General features: G+C 71.0%; 4 protein-coding genes. All 4 read right to left on the minus strand.

What is annotated here, in order from left to right:
• The coding region (locus tag AC5RUH_RS16550; protein ID WP_494129137.1) for a thiolase family protein at positions 1–804 on the minus strand (804 nt) is incomplete at its 3' end.
• Between the two features lie 197 nt (positions 805–1001).
• Entirely contained in the window at positions 1002–1430 is a 429-nt protein-coding gene (pcaC, locus tag AC5RUH_RS16555; RefSeq protein ID WP_494000491.1) for a 4-carboxymuconolactone decarboxylase, read from the minus strand.
• A gap of 44 nt (positions 1431–1474) precedes the next feature.
• Positions 1475–2269 carry an alpha/beta fold hydrolase gene (locus AC5RUH_RS16560; RefSeq protein WP_494129138.1) on the minus strand — a complete coding sequence of 265 codons (795 nt, stop codon included), beginning with the start codon at positions 2267–2269 and terminating at the stop codon, positions 1475–1477.
• On the minus strand, positions 2266–3034 hold a 769-nt coding region (locus AC5RUH_RS16565; RefSeq protein WP_494129139.1), incomplete at its 5' end, for a lyase family protein. The genes AC5RUH_RS16560 and AC5RUH_RS16565, both read right to left, overlap by 4 nt.

Here is a 3034-nt window from a genome sequence, read left to right on the forward strand (position 1 = left end):
GGCCTCGCTGCCCAGCCACGCCGCGGAGGCGCCGTCGTTCAGCGGCGAGGCGTTGCCGGCCGTGACCGTGCCGCCCTCGGGGCCCTCGCCCGCCGGCCGGAAGACGGTCTTCAGCCCGGCTAGGACGTCAACGGTGCTGGTGGGGCGGATGGACTCGTCGCGGATCAGGTCGGTGCCCGGAACCTTCACCACCATCGAGTCGTATTTGCCAGCGTTCCAGGCCTCGTCGGCGAGGCGGTGCGAGGCGGCGGCGAACTCGTCCTGTCGTTCGCGGCTGATGCCGTGGCGCTCGCGCAGCTGCTCGGTGGCCTCGCCCAGGGAGACGGTCCATTCCCGCGGCATCTTCTTGTTCACCAGGCGCCAGCCCAGGGTGGTGGACGCCAGGGTCATGTCGCCTGCCGGGTAGGGCTTCTCGGTCTTCGGCAGCACCCACGGCGCCCGGCTCATCGACTCGACGCCGCCGATCAGCACCAGGTCGCCTTCGCCGGCGTTGATCTGCCGGGAGGCGATGATGGCGGCGTCCAGGCTGGAGCCGCACAGCCGGTTCACGGTGGTTCCCGGGATCGAGGTGGGCAGGCCGGCCAGCAGCGTGGCCATGCGCGCCACGTTCCGGTTCTCTTCCCCGGCGCCGTTGGCGTTGCCGAAGATCACCTCGTCGATGCGTTCCGGGTCCAGGCCCGGGGCGCGGGAAACTTCCGCCTTGACGACTTCGGCCGCCAGGTCGTCCGGGCGGACGCCGGCCAGCGCACCGCCGAACTTGCCGAAGGGGGTGCGGACGGCGTCATACAGATATGCCTGGTTCATTCGAGGCTCCTTCGCGGCGCACTTCCGGGGTGCGCCTTTGGGTTACAGCAAACGGCCCGGCCCGGCGCTCAGGCCGGACCGGACCGCTCCGTCGACACGGGGGTCCGCGCGGAACATACCGTTTCGGCGGGAACCGTCGCGGGCGCTTCCGTTCCTGCCGAAGTGTTCGCTACACGAACGCATGTACGTTATATGAACTATATCGAGCCCTTGTGATCCTCGTCAAGGCTGGCAAAGACGCCCTTGGCCACCTTGAACGCGACGTTGGCGTCCGGGACGCCGCAGTAGATGGCCGACTGCAGCACGACTTCCTTGATCTCGTCGCGGGTCATGCCGTTGGTCAGCGCCGCCCGGACATGCATGGCGAATTCCTCCCAGTGGCCCTTGGCGATCATGGCGGTGAGCGTGATGGCGCTGCGCGTGGTGCGCGGCAGCCCCTCCCGGGTCCAGATGGTCCCCCAGGCGTAGCGCGTGATCAGTTCCTGGAAGTCCTGGGTGAACTCATCGATCGAGCTGTTCGCGCGGTCCACGTGGGCATCGCCGAGCACCTGCCGGCGCACGGCCATGCCTTCGTCGTACACTTCCTGCTGGGTCTGGGCAGGATCGAAGGTGCGGTTATCGCTCACGGCGTGTACTCCTTGGTTGTTCAGTCATCGGTCCGGCTGCGGTTTCAGGCGGCCAGGAAGAAATCGCGCAGCAGCGCGGCGGTTTCCGCGGGTGCCTCGGCGGGCGCCTGGTGGGCCACGCCGTCGACGACGGCGGAGCTGCCCTTTTGCACGCCGGCGGCCACTGCTTCGGCGAACCCGGGCGGGCACACCTGGTCGAGCGCCCCGGCGACGGCAATCACCGGAGTGGTGATGTCGCCGAGCCGCTCGCGGACGTCGAAGCCGGCCAGGGCCTCGCATGCGTGGGCGTAGGCGAAGCGGTCCGCGTCCTGCAGGGTGTGCAGCAGCCGGGTGGCGCGCTCGGGGTGCTTCTCGATGAAGCCCGGGGCGAACCAGCGCTGCGCCGAGCCGGTGACCATCGTGGGCGTTCCCGCCTGGCGCACGGTGTCCGCGCGTTCCAGCCACGCGGCCGCTTCGCCGATCTTGGCGGCGGAGCAGACCACGCCCAGGCCGGCGAAGCGGTCCGGGTGGTCCAGGCCCAGCTGCAGGGCCAGTTCACCGGCCATCGAGACGCCGGCAAAGTACACCTTGGTGCCGGGGTCGATGTCGCCGGCTTCGCGCAGCTTGTCCAGCATCGCCACGACCGCCTGGCCGAGTTCGGCCATGGTGTACGGTCCGGTCGAGGCCGGGCTGGCCCCGTGGCCGGGCAGGTCCACGCCCACCACCTGGAAGTCCTGCAGGTGCTCCACGGCGTCGGCCCAGAGCGCCTTGGCGCCGGTCCCCAGTCCGGCGCCGGCCAGCAGCACCGGCCTGCCTTTGCCCTCGGACAGGAGGGTGGGGGTGATGTCGGGAACGGTCACGAATGGCTCCATTCTGCGTAGTGGGACGTGATCCGGTCGATCAGGCCGCTGCTTTGGCCGGTATACCCGGCCGGGTCCAGCAGTTCGGCCAGCGCCGTGTCGGAGAGGACGTCGCCGGGCACGGCTTCGCGCAGCAGCTGCGACAGGCTGCCCTGGCCGGCGAGCGACTGGTTGACCAGGCTCTGGACCTTCGCCTTGCCGGCGCCGGGGGTTCCGCCGTCCAGCATCGGCGCCACCGTGGCCATGACGCGTTCGCTGACCACCAGCTCGCCGGTGATCTCCAGGTTCCGGCGCATCTTCTCCGGGCGGACCACCAGGCCCTCGGAGAGTTCGGCCAGCTTGGCGGCTGCCCCGCCGGCGAGCCGGAGCAACTGGCGCAGCGCCTGCCACTCCACGTGCCAGGAGCCGTCCGGCCGCTCGTCGATTGCCCCGGCCGCGGCGGCCTGGACCTGGGCCAGGTGCCCGGGGGCGGCGAGGGCGGCGCTGTGGATCAGCACGGACAGCACCGGATTCTGCTTCTGGGGCATGGCCGAGGAGCCGCCGCGGCCGTCGGCGGCGGGTTCGGAGACCTCGCCCACTTCGGGCCGGCTCAGCAGCAGCACGTCGTTGGCGACCTTGCCGGCGGCCGCCAGCACATCGGCCAGCGCGGCGGCCAGCGCGGTGACCGGCAGCCGGTTGGTCTGCCACGGTGCCAGCGGATCGGCGAGCCCCAGCCGCCCGGCGAGGCGGGCCGCCAAGGCCAACGCACCGCCGTCGTCGTCCTGC

It is taken from the genome of Arthrobacter sp. Y3223166, assembly GCF_059090935.1.